The following is a 26,090-nucleotide window of genomic DNA, read 5'->3' as shown; positions in this document are numbered from 1 at the left end:
CGTCGTTCGACATGGGGTTCTTCCTCGTGTCCGTCATCAGGAAAGGCCGAGTTCGTTGTCGATCAGGTCGAAGAGCTCGTCGTCCGAGGCCGCGCCCAGGTCGACGCCCTCCGCCTCGGGCTGCTCGCCCGACTCCGCCCAGCGGGCGGTGAGGGCCTCCAGGCGGGCGGCCACCTGGGCGCGCAGTCCGTCGGGTGCCCCGGGCGCGCCGGCCGTCCCGGCCGTGGCCGTCAACGCCTGCTCCAGTCGGTCGAGTTCGAGCAGGACCGGCGGCACGGCCACCGAGCCCGCCAGGCCCAGCCGGTCGCGCAGGTACTCGGCGACGGCGGCCGGAGTCGGGTGGTCGAAGACCAGGGTGGCCGGGAGCCGGACCCCGGTGGCTTCGGTGAGGCTGTTGCGGATCCGCAGCGAGGTCAGCGAGTCGAAACCGACGTCCTTGAACGCCTGCGCGGGCTTCACCGTCTCGTCGATGCTCTGGCCGAGCACCTTGGCCGCGCCGGCCCGGACCAGGTCCAGGAGCAGCCGCAGCTGTTCCGCCTCGCCCACCGCGGAGAGCCGGCGGAGCAGGACCTCGCGGCCGTCCCCGGCGGGCGCGCCGGTGGCGGCGGTGCGGCGGGGAGTGCGGACCAGACCGCGCAGCAGCGGGTCCAGCTCACCGCCCGCCGCCTGCTTGCGCAGGGTCTCCCGGTCCAGCCGGGTCGGCACCAACAGCGCCTCCGGAGAACGCAGCGCGGCGTCGAACAGCGCCAGCGCCTCCTCCGTGGGCATGGCCGCCAGGCCGCCGCGGGCCAGCCGGGCCCGGTCGGCCTCGCCCAGGTGGCCGGTCAGGCCGCTGGCCTCGGCCCACAGGCCCCAGGCCAGCGAGACCGCCGGCAGGCCCCGCTCACGACGCCACCCGGCCAACCCGTCCAGGAAGCCGTTCGCCGACCCGTACAGGCTCTGCCCGGCGCTGCCGAACACGCCGGCGCCGGAGGAGAAGAGGACGAAGGCGGTGAGGCCGAGGTCCTTCGTCGCCTCGTGCAGGTGCCAGGCCGCGTCCGCCTTCGGCGCGAACACCTCGTCCAACCGCTCGGCGGACTGCGCCTCGAACACACCATCGGCCAGCGCCCCGGCGGTGTGCACCACGGCCGTCAGCGGACGGTCCGTCGGCACACCGGCCACCAGCGCGTCCACCACGGCGCGGTCCGACACGTCGGCCGCCAGCACCTCCACCGACGCCCCGAGTGCCCGGAGCCCCTCGACCGACTCCGCCGCACCCGGCGCCTGCGCGCCGCGACGGCTCACCAGGAGCAAGTGGCGCACCCCGTGCGACTCCACCAGGCGCCGGGCCACCAGACCGCCCAGCGTCCCCGTGCCACCGGTCACCAGCACCGTCCCCGCCGGATCCAGCACCGGACCGGCCCCGGACGGCAGCTCGACGCGTACCAGGCGCGGCACCACAGCTCCCCCGTCGCGCCACGCCACCTGGGGTTCGCCGGACGCGAGGGCGTCGGCCAGCAGCGAGGCGGGCGCCGCCGAGCCGTCGGTGTCCACCAGGACGATCCGGCCCGGGTGTTCGAGCTGCGCGGTGCGGACCAGACCCCGGACGGCGGAGGCCGCCGGATCCGCGGCCGCGTTCGCGGTCAGGACGGCGAGCGGGCGGGCGGAGTCACCGGCCAGGTGCTCCTGGATCCCGCCGAGCGCGGCACCGGCCAGCGTGCGGGCCGCCTGCGGTGCCGACAGCCCCTCGGGCGCGCGGGTCAGGTCGAGCACGTCCACCTCGGCGACCGGGCCCGCCGCCCTGGGGAGGTCGGCCGGCGCCCAGTCGAGGCGGTACAGGTGCTCGGCGGCGGCGGCACGGGCGGTGGACAGCCGCTCGGGCGCCACCGGCCGCAGGACCAGCGCCCCGACGGCGCCGACGGGCCGGCCGACCGGGTCGGTCAGCGCGAAGGAGACACTGTCCGGGCCCTCCCGGCGGGAGTGCACCCGCAGCGCGGTGGCCCCGGACGCGTACAGGGCCACGTCGTTCCAGGCGAACGGCAGCAGCACCTCCCCCGGTCCGGCCACCGGCGCCGCGCCCAGGTTGGCGGACTGCAGGGCGGCGTCCAGCAGGGCCGGGTGCAGTCCGAACCGCCCGGCGGAGTCGGCCAGTTCCTCCGGCAGCGCGACCTCGGCGAAGACCTCCTCGCCGGAGCGCCAGGCGGCCCGCAGACCGCGGAAAGCGTCGCCGTACTCGTAGCCGGCCTCCGCCAGCCGCTCGTAGAAGCCGTCCACCGCGACCGGCTCCGCGCCGGCCGGCGGCCATTGCTCGTAGCCGAACCCCGGTGCGGCCTCGGCCGCCAGGAAGCCGGTGGCGTGCCTGGTCCAGGCGCCGCCCTCGGCATCCTCGGGACGCGAGTGCACGTGCACGGCCCGGCGGTCGTCGTCGGCAGCGGCCGGATCGACCGTGACGCGGACCTGCAGACCGCCGCGTCCGGGCAGGATCCCGGGGGCTTCGACGACCAGTTCCTCCAGGCGGCCGAGACCGGTCTGCTCCCCTGCGCGCAAAGCGAGTTCGAGGAACGCCGCCCCGGGCAGCAGGACCGTCCCGGAGACGGCGTGGCCGGCCAGCCACGGGTGCGAGCGGATCGACAGCCGTCCGGTGAACACCGCTCCCCCGTCGGGCAGTTCGACCAGGGTTCCGAGCAGCGGGTGCTCGGCGGCGGCGAGCCCGAAGGCGGTCGCGTCACCGGTGGAGGCGACGGGCTCCAGCCAGAAGCGCTGATGCTGGAAGGCGTAGGTGGGCAGTTCGGAGGGGCGGACGGCGCCGGCCTCGGCGTAGGCGGAGGACCAGTCGACGGGGATGCCGCGGACGTGGAGTTCGGCTGCGGCGAGCAGGACCCGGTCCCAGCCGCCGTCCTCGCGCCGCAGGGTCCCGGTGACGACCGTCGGCGCCTCGACGGCCTCCTCCAGCGCCTCAATGACGGCGTTCGCGAGCACGGGGTGCGCGCTGATCTCCACGAAGGCCCGGAAGCCCTCGCCCGCCAGCGTCCCGACGGCCTCGGCGAAGCGCACGGTCTGCCGCAGGTTGCGGTACCAGTAGCCCGCGTCCAGCTCCGGACCCTCCAGCCAACGGTTCTCGACCGTGGAGAGGAAGGGCACTGTAGCGGGCTGCGGCTTCACCGGCCTCAGCAGATGGGCGAGTTCGGCCTCTATCGACTCGACATGAGAGGTGTGCGAGGCGTAGTCGACGGCGATGCGCCGTACCCTCACGCCCTGCTCCTCGTACGCAGTCACCAGGGTGTCCAGGCCGGCCGGGTCACCGGCGACGACGACCGAGGACGGACCGTTCACGGCCGCGACCTCCACGCCCTCGGGCAGTGCACGGCTCACCTCTGCGAACGGCCGAGCCACCGACACCATGCCGCCGCGTCCGGCCAGACCCCGCGCGATGACCTGCGACCGCAACGCCACCACCACCGCCGCGTCCTCCAGCGAGAGGATCCCCGCGACATGAGCCGCCGCGATCTCCCCCTGCGAATGGCCCACCACCGCATCCGGTACCACACCCAACGACGCCCACAACCTCGCCAGCGCCACGTTCACCGCGAACGACACCGGCTGCACCACGTCCACCCGCTCCAACGAAGCGGACCCCGGCACCTGGTTCACCACATCCAGCAACGACCAGTCGACATAAGGCTCCAAGGCTTTGTCGACCTCACCGAGAGCCTCGGCGAACACCACCGACTCGGCCAGCAACCGCCGCCCCATCCCCGCCCACTGCGAACCCTGACCCGGGAACACGAACACCGACCGACCACCCACCTCCGCCCGACCGGACACCAGCCCGGGCGCGCCCTCGCCCTCGGCCAGGGCTCTCAGGGTGTCGACGAGCGCGGCCCGGTCGGCTCCGACAGCGACGGCCCGCTCGGGGAACCGGGTGCGCGCGGTGACGAGGGCGCGGGCGGTGGCCGCGAGGTCCGGCTCCGGCTGCCGCTGCGCGTACGTCGCGAGCCGCGCGGCCTGCTCCCGCAGAGCAGCCTCCGAGGTGCCGGAGACCACCCAGGCCACCGGACCGTCCCCGTCGGCGACGAGGGTCGCGGCCGGCGGATCCACCGGCTCGGCCTGCTCGAGGATCACGTGGGCGTTCGTCCCGCTCACGCCGAACGCCGAGACCCCGACCCGGCGCGGGCGGTCGACCTCCGGCCAGGGCCGCTGCTCGGTGAGCAGGGCGATGCCGCCCGAGGACCAGTCGATGTGCGAGCTGGGCGCGTCCACGTGGAGGGTCTGCGGCAGCACTCCGTGGCGCAGCGCCTCGATCATCTTGATCACACCGGCGGCGCCGGCGGCGGCCTGGGTGTGGCCGATGTTGGACTTCACCGACCCGAGCCAGAGCGGCTGTTCGGCCGGGCGGTCCTTGCCGTAGGTGGCGAGCAGGGCGTGTGCCTCGATCGGGTCGCCGAGCGGGGTGCCGGTGCCGTGCGCCTCGACGGCGTCGACGTCCGCCGCCGTCAGTCGGGCGTTGGCGAGCGCGGCCCGGATCACCCGCTCCTGCGAGGGACCGTTCGGGGCGGTGAGGCCGTTGGAAGCACCGTCCTGGTTCACTGCCGAACCCCGCACCACCGCCAGCACCTCGTGCCCCAGCCGCCGCGCGTCCGACAGCCGCTCCAGCAGCAGCAGGCCCACGCCCTCGGACATCCCGAACCCGTCGGCGGCGTCGGCGAAGGCCTTGCTCCGGCCGTCGGCGGCGAGGCCGCGCTGCCGGGAGAAGCCGACCAGGCCTTCGAGCGTGGACATCACCGAGGCGCCGCCGGCCAGGGCGAGCGTGCACTCCCCGGCGCGCAGCGCCTGCGCGGCCAGGTGCAGGGCGACGAGGGAGGAGGAGCAGGCGGTGTCGACGGTGATCGCGGGCCCCTCCAGGCCGAGGGCGTAGGAGAGGCGGCCGGAGAGCACGCTGCCCGCGTTGCCGGTGACCAGGTAGCCCTCGTCGGCGGCGCCGCCGGTGCCCTGGGTGCCGTAGTCCTGGCCGTGGGTGCCGATGAAGACGCCGGTCGGGGTGGCGCGCAGGGCGGTGGGGTCGAGTCCGGCACGCTCCAGGGTCTCCCAGGCGACTTCGAGCAGCAGCCGCTGCTGCGGGTCCATCGCCAGGGCCTCGCGCGGGTTGATGCCGAAGAAGGCGGCGTCGAAGTCGGCGATGCCGGGCAGGAATCCGCCGCCGCGCACATAGGTGCGGCCGGGGGCGTCGGGGTCGGGGTCGTAGCTGCCGTCGAGGTCCCAGCCCCGGTCGGTGGGCAGGCCGGTGACGGCGTCGCCGCCACCGGCGACGAAGCGCCAGAGGTCCTCGCCGGAGTCGAGGCCGCCGGGGAAGCGGCAGCCGACGGCGACGATCGCGATCGGCTCGTCCTCGGTCCCGGCGGCCTGTGCCGCAGGGGCGGCGGGGGCGGCGGGGGCCGGTTCCTCGCCGACGAGTTCGGTCGCGAGGTGGGCGGCGAGGGCCTTGGGTGTCGGGTAGTTGAACACCAGGGTGGCGGGCAGGCGCAGGCCGGTGACGGCGCCGAGGGCGTTGCGGAGTTCGACGGCGGTGAGCGAGTCGATGCCGAGTTCCTTGAACGCCTTGTCGACGTCCAGCGCCGCGGCGGAGCCGTGGCCGAGGACGGCGGCGGCGGTGTCGCGGACCAGGGCGGTCAGCAGCTCGTCGCGGTCGGCGGCGGAGAGTCCGGCGAGCCGTCGGGCGAGGGTCCCGGCGCCGTCCGCGGCGGTGCGGGCGGCGGCCCGTCGCAGGGCGCGGGGTGCGCGGGCGGCGGGTGCCAGGTCGCGCAGCAGCGGCGGGAGGTCCTCGGTCCGGACGCCGGTGACGTCGAGCCTGATCGGCACCACGGCCGCGGGCCCGCCGGTGAGTGCGGCGTCCAGCAGGGCGAGGCCCTGCGCGGCGGCGAGGGGGCGGGTGCCGACCCGGGCCATCCGGGCGAGGTCGGTGTCGCTCAGCCGGCCGCCCATGCCGGCGGCCTCGGCCCACAGGCCCCAGGCGAGCGACACGGCGGGCAGTCCGAGCGAGCGCCGGTGGGCGGCCAGGCCGTCGAGGAAGGCGTTTCCGGCCGCGTAGTTGCCCTGGCCGGAGCCGCCGAGCACGCCGGAGGCGGAGGAGTAGAGCGCGAAGGCGGCCAGGTCGAGGCCGGCGGTGAGTTCGTGCAGGTGCCAGGCGGCGTCGACCTTCGGGCGCAGCACACTGTGCCACTTGGCGGCGTCCAGGGCCTCGATCACGCCGTCGTCGACGATCCCGGCGACGTGGACGACACCGGTCAGCCGGTCGGCGAGGGTGTCGACGACGGCGGCCAGCGCGGTGCGGTCGGCGGTGTCGACGGCCTCGGCGCGGACCAGGGTGCCGTGCGCGGCGAGTTCTTCGAGCAGGTCGGCGGGCACGGCGGAGCGGGAGAGGAGCACGAGCTCCGCGACGTGGTGGACCGCCGCCAGGTGGTGGGCCACCAGGCGGCCGAGGCCGCCATTGGCGCCGGTGACCAGGACGGTGCCGCCGGCCAGGGGGGACGGCGTGCCGTCCGCGGGGGCGGGCCGGGCGGCCGGGCGGCGCAGGCGGGCGACCAGCCGTCGCCCGTCGCGCAGCGCCAGCTGCGGTTCGTCGCCCGGTACGGCGGCCACCGCCCGGGCGGCCCCGGCGGGGTCGGCGGCCGGGTCGTCGGCCTCGACGAGCACGAAGCGGCCGGGGTTCTCCGACTGGGCGGTGCGCACCAGGCCCCGGACGGGTTCCTGGACGAGTTCGCCGCGCCGGATGACGACGACGAGCCGGGAGTCGGCCGTCCGGTCGTCGGCCAGCCAGGTCTGGAGCGCCCGCAGGACGTCGTGGCCGACGGCGTGGGCGCGCTCGGGCACGGTGTCGGAGGGGGCGCCGACGCCGACGGGCAGGACCACGAGCGGCGGCAGGGCGCCGTCCTCGGGCAGCTCGCCGTGGAGGGCCCAGTCGGCGGGCGACAGGGCGGCCCCGGGTGCGGCCTCGGGTGCCGGGACCCAGTCGACCTCGAACAGGGCCGCGTCGTCCGCCGGACCGGCGGTCAGGGCGCGCGGGTCCACCGGCCGGACGGTGAGGGCCTCGACGTCCACCACGGGGGCGCCGGTGTCGTCGGCGGCCCGGACGGTGAGGGTGTCGGGGCCCGCGGGGGTGACGACCACGCGCAGCGCCTCGGCACCGACGGCGTGCAGGCGGACGCCGGCCCAGGAGAAGGCGAGCCTGGGCACGTCGGCGCCCGGGAAGAACCCGGCCTCGCCGAGCGGGTGGAGGGCGGCGTCCAGCAGGGCGGGGTGCAGGCCGTAGTCGGCGGTGTCCGAGGTGGTGTCCGGCAGGCGGAGCTGGGCGTAGAGCCGGCCGTCGGCGAGCCAGGCGGCCTCGACGGCGCGGAACGCGGGGCCGTAGGCGACGGTGAGCCGGTCGTAGAGGCCGTCGAGGTCGAGCGGACGGGCTCCGGCGGGCGGCCAGACCGTCAGTTCGTCGGCGGTGGCGGGCTCCGGGCCCTCCGGGGCGAGCGTTCCGGTGGCGTTGACCTGCCAGGGCAGGCCGGTGCCGGTGCGGGTGAGCAGCCGGACGGTGCGGCGGCCGTCCTCGGCGTCGCCGACGTGGACCTGGAGGTCGAGGCCGCCGCCGTCCGGGACGACGAGCGGGGCGGAGACGGTCAGTTCCTCGACGGTGGGCGCGCCGAGCCGGCGGCCGACGTGGGCGAGGGCGTCGAGCAGCGCGGTGCCGGGCAGCAGCAGCGCGCCGCCGACCCGGTGGTCGGCCAGCCAGGGCAGGGTGCGTTCGGTGATCCGGCCGGTGAAGACGGCGCCCTCCTCGGCGCCGAGCAGCAGTTCGGCCTCCAGCAGCGGGTGGCCGGCCTTGTCCAGTCCGACGGCGGAGAGGTCACCGGCGGCGCGGCCGGGCCGGAGCCAGTAGCGCTGGTGCTGGAAGGGGTAGGTGGGCAGTTCGGAGGGGCGGACGGCGCCGGCCCCGGTGTGGGCCGTGGACCAGTCGACGGGGATGCCGCGGACGTGGAGTTCGGCGGCGGCGAGCAGGACCCGGTCCCAGCCGCCGTCCTCGCGCCGCAGGGTCCCGGTGACGACCGTCGGCGCCTCGACGGCCTCCTCCAGGACCTCGACGACGGCGTGCGCCAGCACGGGATGCGCGCTCACCTCGACGAACGCCCGGAAGCCCTCGCCCGCCAGGGTCCCGACGGCCTCGGCGAAACGCACGCTCTGCCGCAGGTTGCGGTACCAGTACCCCGCGTCCAGCTCCGGACCCTCCAACCAGCGGTTCTCCAGGGTGGAGAGGAAGGGGATCGTGGCGGTCCGGGGCTCCACCGAGCCCAGCAGCTGGGCGAGTTCCGCCTCGATGGACTCCACGTGCGCGGTGTGCGAGGCGTAGTCGACGGGGATCCGGCGCACCCGGGCGCCGCGCTCCTCGAAGGCGGCCACCACGGTGTCCAGACCGGCCGGGTCACCGGCGACAACCACTGAGGACGGCCCGTTGACGGCCGCGATCTCCACACCGTCGGGCAGTGCGCCGCTCACCTCTGCGAGCGGCAGCCCGATCGACACCATGCCACCGCGTCCCGCCAGACCCCGCGCGATGGCCTGCGACCGCAACGCCACCACCGCCGCCGCGTCCTCCAGGGAAAGGATCCCGGCCACGTGCGCCGCCGCGATCTCCCCCTGCGAATGGCCGACCACCGCGTCCGGAACCACACCCAGCGACGCCCAGAGGCGGGCCAGCGCCACGTTCACCGCGAACGACACCGGCTGCACCACATCCACCCGCTCCAGCGAAGCGGCACCCGGCACCTGATTCACCACATCCGACAACGACCAGTCGGTATAGGGCTCCAGCGCCTCCGCGGCCTCCTCCAGGGCCCGCGCGAACACCACCGACTCGGCCAGCAACCGCCGACCCATCCCCACCCACTGCGAGCCCTGACCCGGGAAGACGAACACCGAACGACCACTCACCTCCGCCCGACCCGACACCAGCCCGGCCGCGGCCTCGCCGCCGGCCAGCGCCCGCAGCCCGCTCAGCGCCCGCGTCCGGTCGGCGGCGACCACGACGGCCCGCCGTTCCAGCGCGGCCCGGGAGCCGGCGAGCGCACGCGCGACGGCCGGTGCCTCGGCGACGGGCCTGGCCCCGGCGAACTCGGCGAGCTGGTCGGCCTGTTCGCGCAGGGCCTCGGGGGAACGGGCGGAGAGCAGCCAGGGCACCGGGGTGCCGGAACCGGCGTCGAGTTCGCCGTCGAGTCCGACGGGCACCGGCCGGTTCGCCGGCTCCTGGGCGGGGGCCTGCTCCAGGATGACGTGGGCGTTGGTGCCGCTGACACCGAAGGAGGAGACGGCGGCGCGGCGCGGCCGGTCGACCTCCGGCCAGGCCCGCTGCTCGGTGAGCAGGGCGACCGCGCCGGACTCCCAGTCCACCTTGGTGCTGGGCACGTCGATGTGCAGGCTCTTGGGCAGCACACCGTGCCGCAGCGCCTCGACCATCTTGATCACACCGGCGACACCGGCGGCGGCCTGGGTGTGGCCGATGTTGGACTTCAACGAACCCAGCCACAGCGGCTGTTCGGCCGGACGATCCTGCCCGTAGGTGGCCAGCACCGCCTGCGCCTCGATCGGGTCGCCCAACGACGTCCCCGTCCCGTGACCCTCCACCACGTCGACGTCCGCCGCCGTCAGCCGGGCACTGGCGAGAGCCGCCCGGATCACCCGCTCCTGCGAGGGACCGTTCGGAGCCGTCAGACCGTTGGAAGCACCGTCCTGGTTCACCGCCGAACCCCGCACCACCGCCAGCACCTCGTGCCCCAGCCGCCGCGCGTCCGACAGCCGCTCCAGCAGCACCAGGCCCACGCCCTCGGACCAGGCCGTGCCGTCGGCGGCGTCCGCGTAGGCCCGGGCCCGGCCGTCGGCGGAGAGCGCGCGCTGGCGGGAGAACTCGACGAAGGACGTCGGCCGGGCCATGATCGCGGCGCCGCCGGCCAGGGCGAGCGTGGCCTCGCCGTCGCGCAGCGCCTGCGCGGCCAGGTGCAGGGCGACCAGGGAGGAGGAGCAGGCGGTGTCCACCGTCACCGACGGACCTTCGAGACCGAGGGTGTAGGAGATCCGGCCGGAGGCGACCGAACCGGCGTTGCCGGTGCCGAGGTAGCCCTCCAGGCCGTCCGGGACCTCGGCGAGGTCGGTGGCGTAGTCGTGGTACATCAGCCCCGCGTAGACACCGACCGGCTGCCCCTTGAGCGAGGTCGGGTCGATGCCCGCGCGCTCCAGCAGTTCCCAGGAGGTCTCCAGCAGCAGCCGCTGCTGCGGATCCGTCGCCAGCGCCTCACGCGGCGAGATCCCGAAGAACGCGGCGTCGAACCCGCCCGCGTCGTGCAGGAATCCGCCGTGACGGGCGTAGGAGGTCCCGGGGACGGCCGGGTCCGGGTCGTAGAGGGCGTCGAGGTCCCAGCCGCGGTCGGCGGGGAAGGGGGTGATCGCGTCGGTGCCCTCGGCGACCAGCCGCCACAGGTCGGCCGGGGAGGCGACGCCGCCGGGCAGCCGGCAGGCGGCGCCGACGATCACGACGGGGTCCTCGGCGGGCGGCACGGCGCGCGGCACGGGCGCGGGCCGGGCCGCGGTGGCCGGACGGCCGGTCAGCGCGTTCAGCAGGAAGGCCGCGACGGCCGTCGGGTTGGGGTGGTCGAAGGCGAGGGTGGCGGGCAACCGCAGGCCGGTGGCGGCGGTGAGGCGGCCGCGCAGCTCGACGGCGGTGGCCGAGGTGAAGCCGAGGTCCTTGAACGGGCCGTCGGGGCGGATCGGGTCGGGACCGTCACCGGCCAGCCCGGCGGTCTCCGCGAGGACGAGGTCGAGCAGCTCGCGCTGCCGGTCGGCGGCCGGGCGACCGGCCAGGCGGCGGCGCAGTGCGGCGGCGGTCGCGGTGTCCGGGGCGCTCGGGCCGGCCGGGGTGTCGATGAGGTCGCGCAGCAGGGCCGGGACGTCCTGCGGGGCGAGGGCGTCCAGCCCTTCGGGGTCGAGCCGGAGCAGCAGCAGGGAGGTGTGGTCGGCCAGGTGGGCGGCGTCGAACGCGGCGGCGCTCTCCTGCGCGGTGAGCCGGCCGAGACCGGGCGGCACGGGGCGTCCGTCCCCGTCGGCGGGGCCGGTGATGAGGGCGAGGCCGGGCAGGCCGTGGCGGCTGCGGTGATGGGCGAGGGCGTCGAGGAACGCCGCGGCGGCGGCCTCCCCGGGGGCGCCCGGGGTGCCGAGCGGTCCGACCGTGGGGGTGTGCACGACGAAGGCGGACAGCTCGGTGCCGGCGGTCAGTTCGTGCAGGTTGACGGCGGCGGCGAGCGCGGCGCCGAGACCGGGGAAGGCCGCGCCGGGGGTGTGGACGACGGCGTTGAAGCGCGCGCCCGGCCCGGCCAGCCAGTCCGCGAGGGCGTCGCGGTCGGCGAGGTCGAGGGCGCTGAGGGTGGTCTCGGCGCCGGCGGCGGTGAGCCGTGCGGCGAGTTCCGCGGCCGCCCGGTCGGCGGGGCCGTGGGGGCTGGTGAGCAGGATCCGGCGCACGCCCCGGCCGGCCACCAGGTGGTGGGCGACGGCGGCGGCCGCCGGCCCGTCGGCGCCGGTGACCAGGACGGCGCGGCGCGGGTCGAAGCGGGCGCCGGGCTCGCCGTGGGCGAGCGCGGCGGACACCCGGGCGGCACGCGGGCGCAGCGCCACGCCGGAGCGGACGACGAGTTCGGGTTCGCCGGAGGCGACGGCGGTGGTGAGGGCGTCGGCGGCGTTCTCCTCCGCGTCGAGGTCGACCAGCAGGAACCGGCCGGGGTTGGCCACCCGGGCGGCCCGGACCACACCGCGCAGCGCGGCCTGGACGAGGTCGGTGGCACCGCCCGGTCCGGCGGCGCCCCGGGTGACGACGGCCAGCACGGTGTCCGCGAGCCGTTCCTCGGCGAGCCAGGCGGTGAGCTGTCCGTCCAGGGCGCGCACGGCGTCCTCGACGTCGGCGGCGAGCGGTCCGGGGGTACGCAGGCCGGTGCCGGCGCCGACACCGAGCACGGCGGCATCGGGCAGCGGGCCGGACGCGGCCAGCGCGGCCGGGTCGGGGTGGCCGGCGGCGCCGAGGGCGTCGGCGAGGCCGAAGCCGTCCGCGCCGAGCACCGCCCAGGTGCCGGCGGCGGGGCGGGCGCCGGGGACGGAGGAGAGCGGTAGCCAGTCGACCCGGAACAGGTGCTCGTAGTGGCTGCCGCCGGCCGCCCGCAGCCGGGCGGGCGCGTCGAGCAGCACATGCCGGGTGATCTTGCCGGAGGCGGTGCGCGGGATGCGCTCCGTCTCGTACAGCTCCTCGGGGACCTTGAAGTAGGAGAGCCGCTCCCGGCAGGCGGCCAGCAGGGCCTCCGGGTCGAGGCCGCCGGGGCCGGGCACCAGGAAGGCCACCGGCACCTCGCCGAGCACCTCGTGGGGCTTGCCGACGACGGCGACGTCCGCGACCCCGGGCACGCCGCGCAGCACCTCCTCGACCTCGGCCGGGTGGATGTTCTCGCCGCCGCGGATGATGAGTTCCTTGATCCGGCCGGTGATGGTGAAGTAGCCGGAGCCGTCGCGCCGGGCGAGGTCGCCGGTGTGGTACCAGCCGCCGCGCAGCGCCTGCTCGGTGGCCTCGGGCTGGTTGTGGTAGCCGAGCATCACGCTCGGGCCGCGCACCCAGACCTCGCCCTCCTCCCCGTCCGCGACGTCCAGGCCGGTCCCGGCGTCGACCAGGCGCACGCCCAGGCCCGGGACGGGCAGGCCGCAGGAGCCCTCGACGCGGGCGCCGGTGGGCCAGTTGACGGTGATCGAGCCGCAGGTCTCGGTGGAGCCGTAGGCGTCGATGAGCGGCGCGCCGAACGCCTCCTCGAAGGAGCGCCGCAGCGTCGCGGTGGTCATCGCGCCGCCGACCAGGCACATCCGCAGCGCCGGCGCGGTGAAGCCGTCCTCCCGGGCGGCGCGCACCAGTTGCTGGTACATGGTGGGCACACCGGCCAGGAAGGTCGCGGACTCCTCGCGGACGGCGTCCAGGACGTCCCGCGCGGCGAAGCCGTCGAGGATGCGGGCGGTGGCGCCGACGGCGGTGACGCTCAGCACGCAGGCGATGTGGGAGAGGCTGTGGAACAGCGGCAGCGGCCAGACCACCCGGTCCTCGGCGCTCAGGCCGGGCACCGGCACGTAGCAGGCGGCCACCGACCAGAGGCAGTTGCGCTGGGTGGACAGCACGCCCTTGGGCCGGCCGGTGGTGCCGGAGGTGTAGAGCATCCAGGCGGGGTCGTCGAGGCCGAGGTCGTCGCGCGCGGGGGTGGCGGGGTCGGTGGTGGCCAGGGTCTCGAAGGAGAGGGTGCCGGCCGGGACGGGGCCCTCCCCGGTGACGATCACCCTCAGGTCGGCCCGGGCGCGGGCGAGGGCGTCCAGGCCGGCTGCCCGGGCGGCGTCGGTGATGACGACGCGGGCGCCGCTGTCGTCGAGCAGATGGGTGAGTTCGGCCTCGGTGGCGTGCGGATTGAGCGGGACGCCGATGGCGCCGGCGCGCAGGATGCCGAAGTACGACTCCACCACCTCGACGCTGTTGCCGAGCAGGATCGCGGCCCGGTCGCCGGGCTGGAGCCGCAGGTCGGCGAGGTGGCCGGCGAGCCGGCCGGTGCGGGTGTGGAGCTCGGCGTAGGTCACGCCGCGGACGGCGTCGCGGAACGCGGTCCGGTCCGAGCTGTCGCGGGCGTGCTCGGCCAGCAGTTCGGGCAGCGGCCGGATCAGCTCGGTGCGCAACATGCCGTCACTTCCTTGGGTCGGTTCGGGTCGGCGTCGGGGTCGGGTCGGCGTCGGGGCAGCTCGGGCTCGGGGCGGCTCGGGCCTGGAGCGGGGCATTCGGTTTCCGCCCGGCACCCGGGGTCGGCGGCGGTCAGGGAATTCCGCTTCCGGTCTGCTTTCCCCCGTACGGGGCCGCCGCATTTCCGGGCCGCGTTTTCCGGGAAGTCTTTTCGGGGCGGCCTTTCCGGGGCCGCCGTACGCGAATTCCCGCCGGTCACAGTCTCGTACGGCGGGGGCTCCCGGCCGCCCCTATCCGACCCCCTATACGGGCCCTATTCACGGGAGCGGGGAGCGGGGGCGGCGGCCGCACCGCGGCCGGGAACCGCGCCGCCCCGCCGGGCGTGGGCACGGCGGGGCGGGGCGGGGCGGAGCGGGCGGACCGGCCGGTGGGGCGGCTGGACGGTCCGGACCCGCAGCCGGTCAGGCCGGTCAGTGGGCCGGGGCGGGTTCGGGCAGCAGGGTGAGCAGGTCGGCGGGCCGACGCAGCACCGCGTCGGGCCGTTCGGCGAGCAGCGCCGCCTCGTCGGTCTCGCCCCACAGCGCCGCGATCGCGCCGACCCCGGCGCCCCGGGCGCTCGCCAGGTCGGTGACGGCGTCACCGACCATGACGGTCCGTTCGGCCGGCACGTCCAGCAGTTCCAGGGCGCGCAGCACGATGTCGGGCGCGGGCTTGGCCCGGGCGACCTCGTCGGAGCCGAGCACGTGGTCGAAGTGGTGCAGCAGGCCGAGCTGGTCGAGCAGCGAGCGGGCCCGGGGGCCGCTCTTGCCGGTGGCCACGGCCAGCCGGATGCCGCGCCGGTTGAGCTCGACGAGCAGTTCCCGCGCCCCCGCGTGCACGGTGACCTCCGGGGCGAGCCGGTAGCTCTCCCGGACGAAGGGCTCCTCCAGGGCGAGCGGCAGCCCCATGATCCGCATGATGTCCGGGAAGTAGCGGCCCAGGTGGCGGCTGTACTCCTCGAACGGCGGGTTGCCGTCGCCGACCACCTCCTCGTAGGCGGCGAGGAACGCCCGGCGCATCACGTCGAAGCTGTCGACGATGACGCCGTCGAGGTCGAAGACCACGGCGCGCAGCGGGAGGCGGTAGGCGAGTGCGTGCCCGTCGGGCCCGGTGGTCGGGGCGGTGGCGGTGGGCTGGTCGATCGGCATGGGATCTCCATGGGACGAGGGGCTGCCCGGACGGGTGGCCGGGCCTGGCGCCCCGGGGCCGACGGGATCGGCACGGCCTCCGGGGCCGGGGCACGGGGCTGCTCGGTTCGAGCCGCGGCTCGACAAGGAGTGGCCGGGACGGCGGGGACGGCGGTCGGGCACCGACGGCAGTCGAACGGCTACGACGGTCAGAGGGCGAGGGCCGCGGCCTCGTCGGCGAGCCGCGGCCGCGGGGCGCGGGCCGCCTCGTAGAGCCGCTCGATGACCGAGATGGTGTGGTGGGCGCGGTTCACGGCCGCGCCGCGCGAGGCCGGGTCGGCGAGCAGGGCGGGCAGCTCGTCGAGCTGGCGCACGTACTCGGTGCCGACGTCCTCCCCGGGCAGCGGGACCTCGGTGGTGACGCCGTCGCGGGTCCGGGTGAGGCGCGGGACCCGGCGGTTCGGGCTGAAGCCGAAGGTGCACTCCAGGGTCGCGGAACCGGTGGCGCCCTCCACCGTGATCCGGGTGGTGTCGACGGGCTCGTGGGAGGCCCAGCTCGCCCGCACCGCCACCGAGACGCCGGTGTCGGTGAGCAGGAAGCCGCGGGCGGTGTCCTCGACGTCGCCGGCACCGTCCGGCCCGTCGGTGCCGCGCCAGCCGGCGCCGCGCCTGCCGTCGTTGACGAAGTCGGCGGAGAGCGAACCGAGCACCGACGGGAACCGGACGTCGCCGCCGAGCACGGCCTGGGCCGTGTCGAGCAGGTGCCAGCCCAGATCGACCAGGGCGCCGCCACCGGAGAGCCGCCGGCTGGTGAACCACCCGCCGGCGTCGGGGACACCGCTGGCACGGACCCAGGCGAGGTCGACGTGGCGGATCGGGCCGAGGTCCGCCGCCAGGTCGGTCAGAGTGGCGACGTCCTGCCGGTAGCGGGCGGCACTGCCCGCCAGCAGAACGGTCCCGCCGGCACGTTCGGCTGCGGCCAGCCGGTCCGCCTCGGCGGCGCTGAGGCAGACCGGCTTCTCCAGGAACACCGGGATGCCGCGGGCGAGCAGACGCTCGGCCACCGGGGTGTGCAGGTGGTTGGGCACCGCGACGACCGCGAGGTCGACGTCGGGGCCGAGCAGGTCGGCGTCGGCGAGGAGGACGGCGCCGGACGGCACGTGCTCCGCGCCGCCGGGGCCGGGCTCGACGACGGCGGTGACCCGGTAGGCCGGGTGGGCTGTCAGCCGGGGCAGCCAGATGGTGCGGCCCGCCCAGCCGAGGCCGACGACAGCCACCCGCACCGGGGCGGCCGGCCCCGGTCCGGCGGTGCTCACCCGCGCGTTCACACCGCGGCCAGGGCGTCGGCGATGATCTGCGCGGTGTCCTCGATCGCCTGCCCGCTCGCGAGGAGGGTGCGGTGGTGCAGCCAGATGCCGTCGGCGGTGAGCGCCTCGCTGTTGGGGCAGGCCTCGGCCAGGGCGTCGACGGTGGTGTCGGGCGCGGCCGACTCCCAGAAGCCGTCCGAGCGGTAGATGGCGCGGAACACCACGAACGCGGGCAGGCCGCGCGCGATCAGGTCGTCGACCAGGGCGTTGCGCCGGTCCTCGCCGAGGCCGGGCACCCGGAACATCGCCATGTAGTGCGGGACACGGTCGGCCCGCTCGTCGTGGCCCTGCGGCACCACGCCGGGGATCTCCGTCAGCAGGCTCTTGAGCTGCTTGGCACGCTCCTCGCGGACGTCGATCTGGCTGTCCAGGCGGGCGAGCTGGGCGCGCAGGACGCTCGCGGAGAACTCGTTGAGCCGGAAGTTGGAACCGGAGGTCTGGTGGTAGTACTTCCGGTCCGTCGGCGGGCGGCCGCAGCTGTGCCGCAGGAACGCCTCGTCGTACTGCGCGCTCTCCGGGAAGGTGACGGCGCCGCCCTCGCCGGCGGTCATCAGCTTGCCGTTCTGGAAGCTGAACGCGGCGATCGAGCCCAGCTCGCCGACCCGGCGGCCGCACCAGCGGGCGCCGTGGGCGTGCGCGGCGTCCTGCACGATCGACACGCCCGAGTCGGCGGCGAGCTTGTCGAGGGCGTCCAGGTCGGCGATCTGGCCGGCGATGTGGACGGGCATGATCGCGCGGGTCCGCGGGGTGATCGCGGCGGCGGCCGCCTCGGGGCTCAGGTTGTAGGTGTCGAGGTCGACGTCGACCGGCACCGCGGTGGCGCCGAGCCGCTGGGCGGCCTGGGAGGAGGAGATGAAGGTGAACGCGGGCACGATGACCTCGGTGCCCGGGCCGACCCCGAGCAGCTGGAGGGCGATCTCCAGCGCGTGGGTGCCGTTGGTGACGGCGAGCGCCTTCGCGGCGCCGTGGTAGTCGGCGAACTCCTGCTCGAAGGTGTCGACCTCCTTGCCGCCCATCCGCCACCACTGGCCCTGCTCCAGTGCCCGGAGCAGTCCTTCGCGCTCGGCATCGTCGTACTGCGGCCAGACCGGGAACTCCGGGGCCGGACGTCCTTGGGCAGTCATGATTCCGCGCAGCCTTTCCTGTAGGGGGACCGTGGAACTGGAACGGCACGCTAACCCAGGAAATGCGGCCCGTCACCTCCCCTACCCACCCCCCTAGAAAGCCCTTGTCCTGCAGTTCGGCAGCCGTCCGAGGGGTTCGCCGGGGAAACTCGCTGCTATAACCGGAATATGAGCGAACTGCTATTGCTGAACGGCCCCAATCTCGGAATTCTCGGCCGTCGCGAACCGGAGGTCTACGGCACCGACACCCTGGCCGACATCGAGGCCGCGGTCGCCGCCGAGGTGGCCGGCCGGGGCTGGAAGGTGGTCTCCGTCCAGCGCGAGTCGGAGGGTCAGCTGATCGAGGCCGTGCAGGACGCCTGGGACGGCTCCGTCGGGGCGATCGTGAACCCGGGCGCGCTGATGATCGCCGGCTGGGGACTGCGCGACGCGCTCGCCGCCTATCCGCGGCCCTTCGTCGAGGTGCACCTGTCCAACGTCTGGGCGCGGGAGTCCTTCCGGCACGAGTCGGTACTGGCGCCGCTGGCCTCGGGCGTGATCGTCGGGCTCGGCGCGCTCGGCTACCGCTTGGCCGCGCAGGCGCTGCTGGCGAAGGTCCCGGCGTCCTGATGGGCCTCGCGACGGGCACCGCCCCGGGAGACACCACGGCGACGCCGCAGGCCGCGACGGCGCAGGGCCCGACGGTCCAGGGCTTGACAGCCCAGGCCCCGACGGCCGAGGCCCCCACGGCCCAGTCGCCGGCAGCCTCCCGGGGTGTGCTCGGCATCGACATCGGCGGCACCAAGGTGGCGCTGCGCGCCGAGGACGGCCCGCCCGGCGGGCCGGTCCGCACCGAGGAGGCCGTGCTGCGCTGGCCCGGCGCCCGGGTGGCCGGCGCCTACGCCGACTGGACGGCGCTGGCCGGCACCGTCGCCGACCTGCGCGAGCGCTGGGAGGGCGACTTCGCGGCCGTCGGGGTGGCCGTGCCCGCGACCGTCGGCCCGGACGGCCGGGTGCTCGCCTGGCCGGGCCGCCCCGGCTGGCGCGGCTTCGACCTCCTCCCGGCGCTGCGGCGGCTCTTCCCCGACGCCGCACTGGCCTGGGCGGACGACGGTGATCTCGCCGCGCTCGCCGAGGCGGAGCACGCCGGGTCCCGGCACGTGGTCTACCTGGGTGTCGGGACGGGAGTCGGCGGCGGTGTCGTACACGATGGCGCGCCGCTGCCGGGCCCGGGGCGCGGCTCCTGCGAAGCGGGGCACCTGATCGTCGACCGCCGGGGCCCGGTCTGCGACTGCGGGCGGTGCGGCTGCCTGCAGGCCACCGCCTCCGGTCCGGCGACCCTGCGGCGCGCGGAACTGCTGCGCGGCGCGCCGGTCGAGTACGCGGAGCTGCGGACCGGGCTGGCCGAGGGCGCACCGTGGGCGGTGGAGGCCGTCGAGGAGACCTGTGCCGCGCTGGCGGCGGCGGCCGTCTCGCTCGGCGAGCTCTTCCACCCCGAACTGACCGTGCTGGGCGGCGGGTTCGCCGAGGGACTGCCCGGCTTCACGGCGCGGGTGCAGGCGCACGCCGCCGTGCTGGCCCGCCCCGGCGGCCCGGCCCCCGCGATCCGGCCGGCCGTGCTCGGCGGGTTGTCCTCCCTGCACGGCGCCCTCGCGCTGGCGCGGCTGCAGCCCGCGTCCTGAAACCGCTCCACCGATCGCCACCACACCGACCATCCCTGGGAGCCGAGTTGACCACCACAGAACCCGCCGTCCGCACGGCGACCCCCGTCCGCACGGACGGCGGGCTGCGCCGCATCGACGTGGAACTCGGTGAGCGCGGCTACCCGGTGCTGATCGGCCCCGGCGCCCGCCACCGGCTGGCCGGCGTACTCGCGGGGATCGGCGCCCGCCGGGTCGCGGTGGTCAGCGCCCGGCCCGCCGAGTGGCTGCCCGACACCGGCCTCGACACCCTGGTGGTGGAGGCGAAGGACGGCGAGGAGGGCAAGTCCCTCGCCTGGGTGGCCGAACTGTGCAGCCGCTTCACCGCGTTCGGCCTGGGCCGGGCGGACGCGGTGGTCTCCTGCGGTGGCGGCACCACCACCGACGCGGTCGGGCTCGCCGCCGCCCTGTACCACCGGGGTGTGCCGGTGGTGCACCTGCCCACCTCGCTGCTGGCCCAGGTCGACGCGAGCGTCGGCGGCAAGACGGCGGTGAACCTCCCGGAGGGCAAGAACCTGGTGGGCGCGTACTGGCAGCCGTCCGCCGTTCTCTGCGACACCGACTACCTCAGCACCCTCCCGCCGCGCGAACGCGTCAACGGCTACGGCGAGATCGCCCGCTGCCACTTCATCGGCGCCGGGGACCTCCGCCACCTGCCGCTGCCCGAGCAGATCGCCGCGAGCGTCGCCCGCAAGGCCGCCGTGGTGGCCGCCGACGAGCGCGACACCGGACTGCGGCACATCCTCAACTACGGCCACACCCTGGGCCACGCGCTGGAACGCGCCACCGACTTCCGGCTGCGCCACGGCGAGGCGGTCGGCATCGGCACGGTCTTCGCCGGCCGACTGGCGGGCGCCCTCGGCCGGATCGGCCCCGAGCGGGTCGCCGAGCACCACGAGGTGGTGGCCCACTACGGGCTGCCGACCGCGCTGCCGCCGGAGGTCGGCACCGGGGCGCTGATCGCCCTCATGCGGCTGGACAAGAAGGCCGTCGACGGGCTCTCCTTCGTCCTGGACGGCCCGCGCGGCGCCGAACTCGTCCGCGACGTCCCCGAGTCATTGGTCGCCCGCGCCCTGGACGCCATGCCGCGCGCCACTCGGGAGGCCTGAGGTGCCCCTTCCTCCCTCCGTGCCGATCTCCGTGCCGATCTCCGGGCACACCCGGCTGTTCGCGGTGCTCGGCGACCCGATCGCCCAGGCCAAGGCGCCCGCGCTGCTCAACCGACTCTTCGCAGCTAACGGCGTGGACGCCGTCCTCGTCCCCGTCCACGCCCCGGCGGACCGGCTGGACGAGGTCGTGCGAGGACTGAAGGCCGTCGCCAACCTGGACGGCCTGCTGGTCACCGTCCCCCACAAGCTGGCGATGTGCGGGCACGCCGACGAACTCAGCGACGCCGCCGCCCTGCTGGGCAGCACCAACGCGCTGCGCCGCGAGCCGGACGGCCGCTGGTACGGCGACAACTTCGACGGCGCGGGGTTCGTCCGGGGCCTGGCCGCCGCGGGGCACCCCCCGGCCGGGCTGCGGGTGGCGCTGGCCGGCGCCGGAGGTGCGGGGCTCGCCATCGCCGCCGCCCTGCTCACCGAAGGGGCCGCCGCACTCACCGTCACCGATCCCGACCGGGCCCGGGTGGACGCCCTGTTGGAGCGGCTCGGCACCCGCTGGCCCGGCCGCGTGGCCGCGGCCCCGCGCCCGCCCACCGACATCGACCTCGCGGTCAACGCCACCCCACTGGGCCTGCACCCGGCCGACCCGCTCCCCTTCGACCCGGCAGCACTCGCGCCCGGCACACTGGTCGCCGACATCATCATGACGCCCGCCGAGACCCCCTTGCTCCGCGGCGCCGCCGCCCTCGGCCTCACCACCCACCCCGGCATCCACATGCTCACCGAGCAACTGCCGCTCTACCGCTCCTTCTTCCGCCTTCCGGGATAGCCGCCGCTCTTCCGGTACCGCCGGCGATCCCCGAACGGGCAGGCGCCTCCCACGACTTCACCCCGGACGTGTTCCCCACTGCCCTGTCGTCCGCATCCCTGGCAGCATCCTTCGTGGGGCGTCGGGGAGGCGTCCGTCCACGGCGATCCCGGGAGGCGGCCATGAACGCTCGAACCAGGAGGACAAGGGGTCCGGACCGCTCCCTGGTCCAGGCTCTGCTCGTCCTGGCGGGACTGGCCGCCGCCGTTGCCGGCTTCCTCTGGTTCGCCCGGGCCGACATCCGCGTGTACGCCTACCGCAACGCCCCGGCGTGCAGTGCGGCGGAGCAGCGCCCCGGTGCGAGCTGCGTACGGCACGAGACGGGCAGGGTGACGGCCAAGAACGTCCACCCCGGCGCCGGCCCCGGCGCGGCGAACCCGTCGGCCGGCCACACGGTGACCGTGGCGCGCGCGGCGGCCCCCGAACGGGGCTACGAGGTTCCCGAGGCCTTCTACGACCGGGTAAGGGTCGGCGCGGAGGTCGACCTCACCGTCTACCGGGGGCGGGTGGCCGCGCTCACCCACCAGGGTCACCGCACCGACAACCAGGACGTGTCCTACCTCGTCTCGTTCGGAGTCCCCCTCCTGATCGGCCTGGGCTCGGCGGTCACCACCCACGGCCTGGCCTGGTCACGCCCGGGCCCGCGCGCCGCCCGGTTCGGCACCGTCGCCGTCATCACCCTCGTCCTCGCGTTCATCGGCTCCCTCTGCTTCGTGTCCCTGCCGATGCCTTCCGCCGTCCTCGTGACCGTCCCCGTCCTCCTCTGGCTGATCACGACCGCCGCCTGCACCGCGCTGGCCCGGAACTTCTGACACTCCGTGCCCGAGGCCCGGCAGAACCAGGCCACCGATCCGCACCGTCGACGCGGCTCCGAGCACGCCGGGCTCGTCTCCGAGCACCACCTGACAGTGCACCACTGACTTGACCGGGATCCTGCCGTGAACGTGCCCACGGCGTATGCGAATCGCGTTCCGGGCCAGTTTGCGGAGGGCGTACCGTGCCGATCCCGAGAGTCCCCGGAGGGGCACACAGTGCAGGGTGGACCGCCCGGCCCGCCACGGGGTTTCCCTCGATGACGAGGGCAGGCCTCAGGGCAGCCGACGTGCCTCGATCACGCACATCGGACCCTCCGTGACCCGTACCCGTTCCAGCCGGAACCCGGATCCTGCCAGCAGACGGCGCCAGTCCCCGGTCGTGCGTTCCCGGCCGGCGACCAGGCCGAGCATCGTCAGGTCGAGCAGCTGCGCCACCTGTGGAGCGGGGCCGACGTCGAGCACCGTCTCGACCAGGACCAGGCGCGCGTCCGCGACTGCCGCGGCCTCACGGATCCGGGCGAGGATCCGCGCGGCCTGCTCGTCCGACCAGTCGTGCAGCACGAAGCAGGCCAGGTAGCAGTCACCGGACGGCACCTCGACGAAGAAGTCCCCGCCGACCACCGAGATCCGGTCCCCGACCCCCCGTGCCCGCACGACCGCCTCGGCGCCACGGACCACATGCGGCAGGTCGAAGACGACCCCGCGCACCGCCGGGTACCGCTCGGCCAGACCGGCCAGCACCGTACCGTCGGCACCGCCGACGTCCACCACCGTGCCCACCCCGTCCAACTCGACCCGGGAGAAGGCATGTCGCCGGACCGCCAGGGTGAAGTCCGCCATCGCGGCGGTGAACGTGGCGGTACGCGCGGAGTCCTGGCCGAGCCAGTCGAAGAAGGGCCGACCGAAGGCCAGTTCCGCAGCCGGTACTCCCGTCGTCGCCGTTCCCCAGAGTTCCGCGAAGGGCGCGTAGTGGGTCTCCATCCAGGCGAGGGCGATGCTGCGCACCGAGTCCGCCCCGCCGGTGACGAGGGTGTGACCGAGCGGGCCGAGTGCGACCACATCCTGCTGCTGGTCGAAGGCGAAGACGTCCTCCGAGCCGAGCACCCGCAGGATCCGACGGAGCGGATCCGGGCGGAGCCCGACGGAGTCCGCCAGGACTCCCAACGCGACCGGCCCGTCGAGAAGTCGGTCGGCGACACCGGCGCGGGCGGCGACGTAGAGAGCCTGCGAAACCTGGAACCCGCCCAGCAGGCGGAGGGTGGCGACGGCAGGAGCCTGGGTGGTCATGGACGCCATGCTAGGGAAGCCGGGGCCCCGGCCGCCCCGATCCGAGGTCCCGAACCCCCGGACGGAGCAGCGGCTCGCCGTGACAGCAGGCCACCGGCGAGGTCGAGGTCCTGGCCGACGGGATCCTGCACAAGCTTCGCCCTGACCGTGCACCTGATCGACGCCATCGCCCGCCGCACTCGCGGGACTGTCGGTGCCGCGAGCGGCCCTTGACCTCAAACAGGACGCCTCCTCTCCGTTTCTCTTCACTGGCATGATTTGTGCTCATGTAATGCCTTTTCCCGGATGAATGATGCGCCTCCGAGTGCGGTCAGTCGACGCGGTGGGGTGACGGACCGGACTCGAGGGGTGACGCGTTGTTCGCCTCAGGTCTTCCTGGCCCTCTACAGACCGCCGTACTTCTTCAAGTATCACGCATTCCACGTTTCTGCCCAGCTCAGGGACGTGATCGACCATCCGGGTCAGCAAAACGTCAGCACGACACCGGGAGGTCAGCCCGTCATGGCAACCACAGGTCTCAGTCACCCTCGTCAGCGCCGCCCACCTGTTCCTCACCGAACAGCGCGCCCTCCCAAAAGCCCTGGCCAGGGCCTGACCTTCGGCCAGGCCCTGGACCTCCTCCAACACCTCGTCGCCACCTGGACCGGCACCTGCCCCACCTGCCGACAACCCACCCCATGGCAGCCCTACGACACCACCTAACAAAGCACTACTAGGCCGCCAGCTCATACACCACGGTCGTGGTCGGGCACCGCTGGGCGATGCCGGCCAGTGCCCCTGCCTCGGCCCAGTCGGCGGCCAGGCTCCAGCGCAGTTACTGAGGTTTTCAGGGCGGGGTCGGTGGACCGAGCGACAGCCCAGTGCCAGCGAGGCATCCGTCGATAAGGGCGGACCGAAGTTGGATGTGTCGAAGGCCTCTGCGAAGGGCGCCGGTGAGGTGGTCGGGGTCGGTGAAGGCGGTGTTCGCCATCGGGCCACGTCGCAGAAGTGACCAGAGGCCTTCGACCGGGTTGAGGTCCGGCGCGTACGAGGGAAGTTGGAACACGGTGAGCCAGTCGTGTTCGGCCGCGTATCGCTTCATGCCGACAGCCAGGTGCGTGTTCAGATTGTCCCAGACCAGGACGATCGGGCCGCCGAGCTGGATGTGTGCCCGGACGGCGAGGTCGCGGTAGTCGGTCCAGGCGAAGCTCTTGCGGGCACCTTTGAGCAGAAGGTGGAAGCGGGGGCGGTAGATCATCCTGCTCTTCTGCCCGGATTTGTAGCAGCACAGCGCGGCCACCGAGATCCGGCGGCGGGAGCGGCCCCGGACGCGGACGACGGGCGTGTGTCCGCGTCGGCCCCAGGTGCGGGCGCGCGGCGGCGTCATCGCGAACCCGGCCTCGTCCTCGAAGACGACCCAGGCCCCGAGCGCCGCCGCGGTGCTTTTACCCGGGGCCACACTCCCCCGCAAGCGGGGGTACCCCCACCTGCTTCCACAGCTCGACCGCGTGCTCGTCCCGCTCGAGAGCCCTGCGGGCCGGGGCCTGCCAGGACCAGCCGTGCCGCTTCAGCAGCCGCCAGACGGTCGCGACCGACAGCCGCAGCCGGAACCGACGGCCTATCACTGTCTGAACGCGGGCCAACGTCCACCGCTGGTCCTCGAACCCGTGAGCGGCCGGCCCCTTGCCCAGCTCCTCTTCCAGCTCGGCAAACTGGTCATCCGACAGCTTCGGGACACTTGCCGGACCCGACGAGCGCAGGGCCTCCTCGCCGCCCTCTCGCCAGGCCCGCCGCCAGCGCTCCACCGACCGCTCGCTGACCCGCAGGTCCCGGGCGATCGCCGAAGTCCTCTCGCCGGCCTCGAACCGGGCACCGGCTTCCAGCCGCACCTGTTCACGAAACGCCCGCCGCTCAGCGGTCAGGCCCCCACCCTGCGCGTACCGCATACCACCGGCATACCGCAGGGATCACTACCTGTCACCACCGACAACACAACGAAAACCTCAGTAGGTCGAGACCCACTCGGCCGCGTACCGGCAATGGACCTCGGCCAGCGGCGGAAGCCAATCCGTCGGGTCCTTGTCGGCCTTCGCCCGGTTCGACTTCGCGGTCACCGCGACCAGTGTCAACGGACTGCCCTGGTCATTGGCGTACGCCTCGCGACGTCCGGTATTCCAGGCATATCCACCGACTGGCAGGGAGCGTCATTCCGAACGTGTCATCTTCCCGGCCGGAGCGTGCGGCGGTCTCTGTCTCACTCGGCTAGGGTCCAAGTCTTTCAAGCCAGGCGGCCGTGTCCAAGGACTCTTGCAGGGCTGGTCCGAAGAGGTTGGGGTTCGCCTCGGCCAGCGTGCGGCAGATGGTGACGGCTTCCTGGACGGCTGTCAGCCCCTCCTCCCGCCGACCGGCATCAGAGAGCTGGATGGACAGGTTGTTGAGGGAAGAGGCGAGGTTGGGCAGGTAGGCATCCGGGTTCGCCTCGGCCAGCGTGCGGCGGATCCTGACGGCTTCCTGGACGGCCGTCAGCCCCTCCTCCCGCCGACCGGCATCACCAAGATCAACGGAGAGGTTGTTGAGGTCCATGGCGAGGTCGGGCAGGTAGGCATCCGGGTTCGCCTCGGCCAGCGTGCGGCGGATTTTGACGGCTTCCTGGACGGCTGTCAGCCCTTCCTCCCGCCGGCCGGCATCACCGAGCTGGACGGAGAGGTTGCTGAGGGCGCGAGCGAGATTGGGCAGATGGGCGTCGGAGTTGGCTTCGGCCAGGGCCCGGTAGTGGCCGGTGGCTTCCTGGACGGCCGTCAGCCCCTCCTCCCGCCGGCCGGCATCACCAAGATCAACGGAGAGGTTGTTGAGGGCCATGGCGAGGTCGGGCAGGTAGGCGTCCGGGTTCGCCTCGGCCAGGGCCCGGTAGTGGCCGACGGCTTCCTGGACGGCTGTCAGCCCCTCCTCCTG

Annotated in this window: 12 protein-coding genes and 2 pseudogenes; 5 read left to right on the top strand and 9 right to left on the bottom strand. The window is 74.8% G+C overall.

Translation table 11 applies throughout. The annotated features are described in order from the left end of the window. Window positions 1-36: 36 nt before the first annotated feature. From ACIPYS_RS07960 to ACIPYS_RS07945, 4 genes are all read right to left on the bottom strand, one after another. Entirely contained in the window at window positions 37-13,752 is a 13,716-nt protein-coding gene (locus ACIPYS_RS07960) for an SDR family NAD(P)-dependent oxidoreductase (protein WP_400744623.1), read from the bottom strand. Window positions 13,753-14,220: 468 nt separating this feature from the next. Further along, a complete protein-coding gene (locus tag ACIPYS_RS07955) occupies window positions 14,221-14,937 on the bottom strand; it encodes an HAD-IA family hydrolase (RefSeq protein ID WP_400744620.1) in 717 nt (238 codons plus the stop codon). Window positions 14,938-15,125: 188 nt separating this feature from the next. Then, complete coding sequence (locus tag ACIPYS_RS07950) at window positions 15,126-16,232, bottom strand: Gfo/Idh/MocA family protein (protein WP_400744617.1); 1,107 nt, start codon at window positions 16,230-16,232, stop codon at window positions 15,126-15,128. Between the two features lie 8 nt (window positions 16,233-16,240). Continuing rightward, window positions 16,241-17,407: a DegT/DnrJ/EryC1/StrS family aminotransferase gene (locus tag ACIPYS_RS07945; protein WP_400744614.1), complete on the bottom strand. Its 1,167-nt coding sequence runs from the start codon at window positions 17,405-17,407 to the stop codon at window positions 16,241-16,243. Window positions 17,408-17,575: 168 nt separating this feature from the next. On the opposite strand from ACIPYS_RS07945, the gene ACIPYS_RS07940 reads away from it, so the two are divergent. From ACIPYS_RS07940 to ACIPYS_RS07920, 5 genes are all read left to right on the top strand, one after another. Continuing rightward, window positions 17,576-18,016: a type II 3-dehydroquinate dehydratase gene (locus ACIPYS_RS07940; protein ID WP_030397945.1), complete on the top strand. Its 441-nt coding sequence runs from the start codon at window positions 17,576-17,578 to the stop codon at window positions 18,014-18,016. A gap of 83 nt (window positions 18,017-18,099) precedes the next feature. Further along, on the top strand, window positions 18,100-19,068 hold the full coding sequence (locus tag ACIPYS_RS07935; RefSeq protein ID WP_400744611.1) for an ROK family protein: 969 nt from the start codon (window positions 18,100-18,102) through the stop codon (window positions 19,066-19,068). A 47-nt stretch (window positions 19,069-19,115) separates the two neighbouring features. Continuing rightward, on the top strand, window positions 19,116-20,195 hold the full coding sequence (locus tag ACIPYS_RS07930) for a 3-dehydroquinate synthase family protein (RefSeq protein WP_400744608.1): 1,080 nt from the start codon (window positions 19,116-19,118) through the stop codon (window positions 20,193-20,195). Window positions 20,196-20,214: 19 nt separating this feature from the next. Then, a complete protein-coding gene (locus ACIPYS_RS07925; RefSeq protein WP_400744605.1) occupies window positions 20,215-21,018 on the top strand; it encodes a shikimate dehydrogenase family protein in 804 nt (267 codons plus the stop codon). A gap of 161 nt (window positions 21,019-21,179) precedes the next feature. Beyond that, window positions 21,180-21,869, top strand: a complete 690-nt coding sequence (locus ACIPYS_RS07920) for a hypothetical protein (RefSeq protein WP_400744602.1) — start codon at window positions 21,180-21,182, stop codon at window positions 21,867-21,869. A 276-nt stretch (window positions 21,870-22,145) separates the two neighbouring features. Here ACIPYS_RS07920 and ACIPYS_RS07915 read toward each other — a convergent pair whose 3' ends face one another. The 5 genes and pseudogenes from ACIPYS_RS07915 to ACIPYS_RS07895 all read right to left on the bottom strand — a co-directional run. Beyond that, window positions 22,146-23,159 (bottom strand): methyltransferase, encoded by a 1,014-nt coding sequence (locus ACIPYS_RS07915; protein ID WP_400744600.1) that lies wholly within the window; start codon window positions 23,157-23,159, stop codon window positions 22,146-22,148. 826 nt (window positions 23,160-23,985) lie between these two features. Then, entirely contained in the window at window positions 23,986-24,525 is a 540-nt protein-coding gene (locus ACIPYS_RS07910; protein ID WP_400744724.1) for a transposase, read from the bottom strand. Continuing rightward, a pseudogene (locus ACIPYS_RS07905) lies at window positions 24,522-25,084 on the bottom strand (winged helix-turn-helix domain-containing protein). Before ACIPYS_RS07905 ends, ACIPYS_RS07910 begins: the two are co-directional and overlap by 4 nt. Before the next feature lie 63 nt (window positions 25,085-25,147). Further along, window positions 25,148-25,327, bottom strand: a pseudogene (locus ACIPYS_RS07900) (HNH endonuclease); the annotation flags it as partial. Window positions 25,328-25,400: 73 nt separating this feature from the next. Then, the coding region (locus ACIPYS_RS07895) for a tetratricopeptide repeat protein (RefSeq protein ID WP_400744597.1) at window positions 25,401-26,090 on the bottom strand (690 nt) is incomplete at its 5' end.

This window comes from Kitasatospora sp. NPDC089913, assembly GCF_044748625.1.
Taxonomy (GTDB): Bacteria; Actinomycetota; Actinomycetes; order Streptomycetales; family Streptomycetaceae; genus Kitasatospora.
The sequence above is the reverse complement of the archived record's forward strand: the minus strand, read 5'-3'. Positions and strand labels throughout refer to the sequence as shown.

What these genes read in the sequence shown, in the direction of transcription:
- ACIPYS_RS07920 (WP_400744602.1), top strand. Translation starts at nt 21,180, where the DNA reads ATGAACGCTCGAACCAGGAGGACAAGGGGTCCGGACCGCTCCCTGGTC.
- ACIPYS_RS07940 (WP_030397945.1), top strand. Translation starts at nt 17,576, where the DNA reads ATGAGCGAACTGCTATTGCTGAACGGCCCCAATCTCGGAATTCTCGGC.
- ACIPYS_RS07910 (WP_400744724.1), bottom strand. Translation starts at nt 24,525, where the DNA reads ATGACGCCGCCGCGCGCCCGCACCTGGGGCCGACGCGGACACACGCCC.
- ACIPYS_RS07915 (WP_400744600.1), bottom strand. Translation starts at nt 23,159, where the DNA reads ATGACCACCCAGGCTCCTGCCGTCGCCACCCTCCGCCTGCTGGGCGGG.
- ACIPYS_RS07955 (WP_400744620.1), bottom strand. Translation starts at nt 14,937, where the DNA reads ATGCCGATCGACCAGCCCACCGCCACCGCCCCGACCACCGGGCCCGAC.
- ACIPYS_RS07945 (WP_400744614.1), bottom strand. Translation starts at nt 17,407, where the DNA reads ATGACTGCCCAAGGACGTCCGGCCCCGGAGTTCCCGGTCTGGCCGCAG.
- ACIPYS_RS07960 (WP_400744623.1), bottom strand. Translation starts at nt 13,752, where the DNA reads ATGTTGCGCACCGAGCTGATCCGGCCGCTGCCCGAACTGCTGGCCGAG.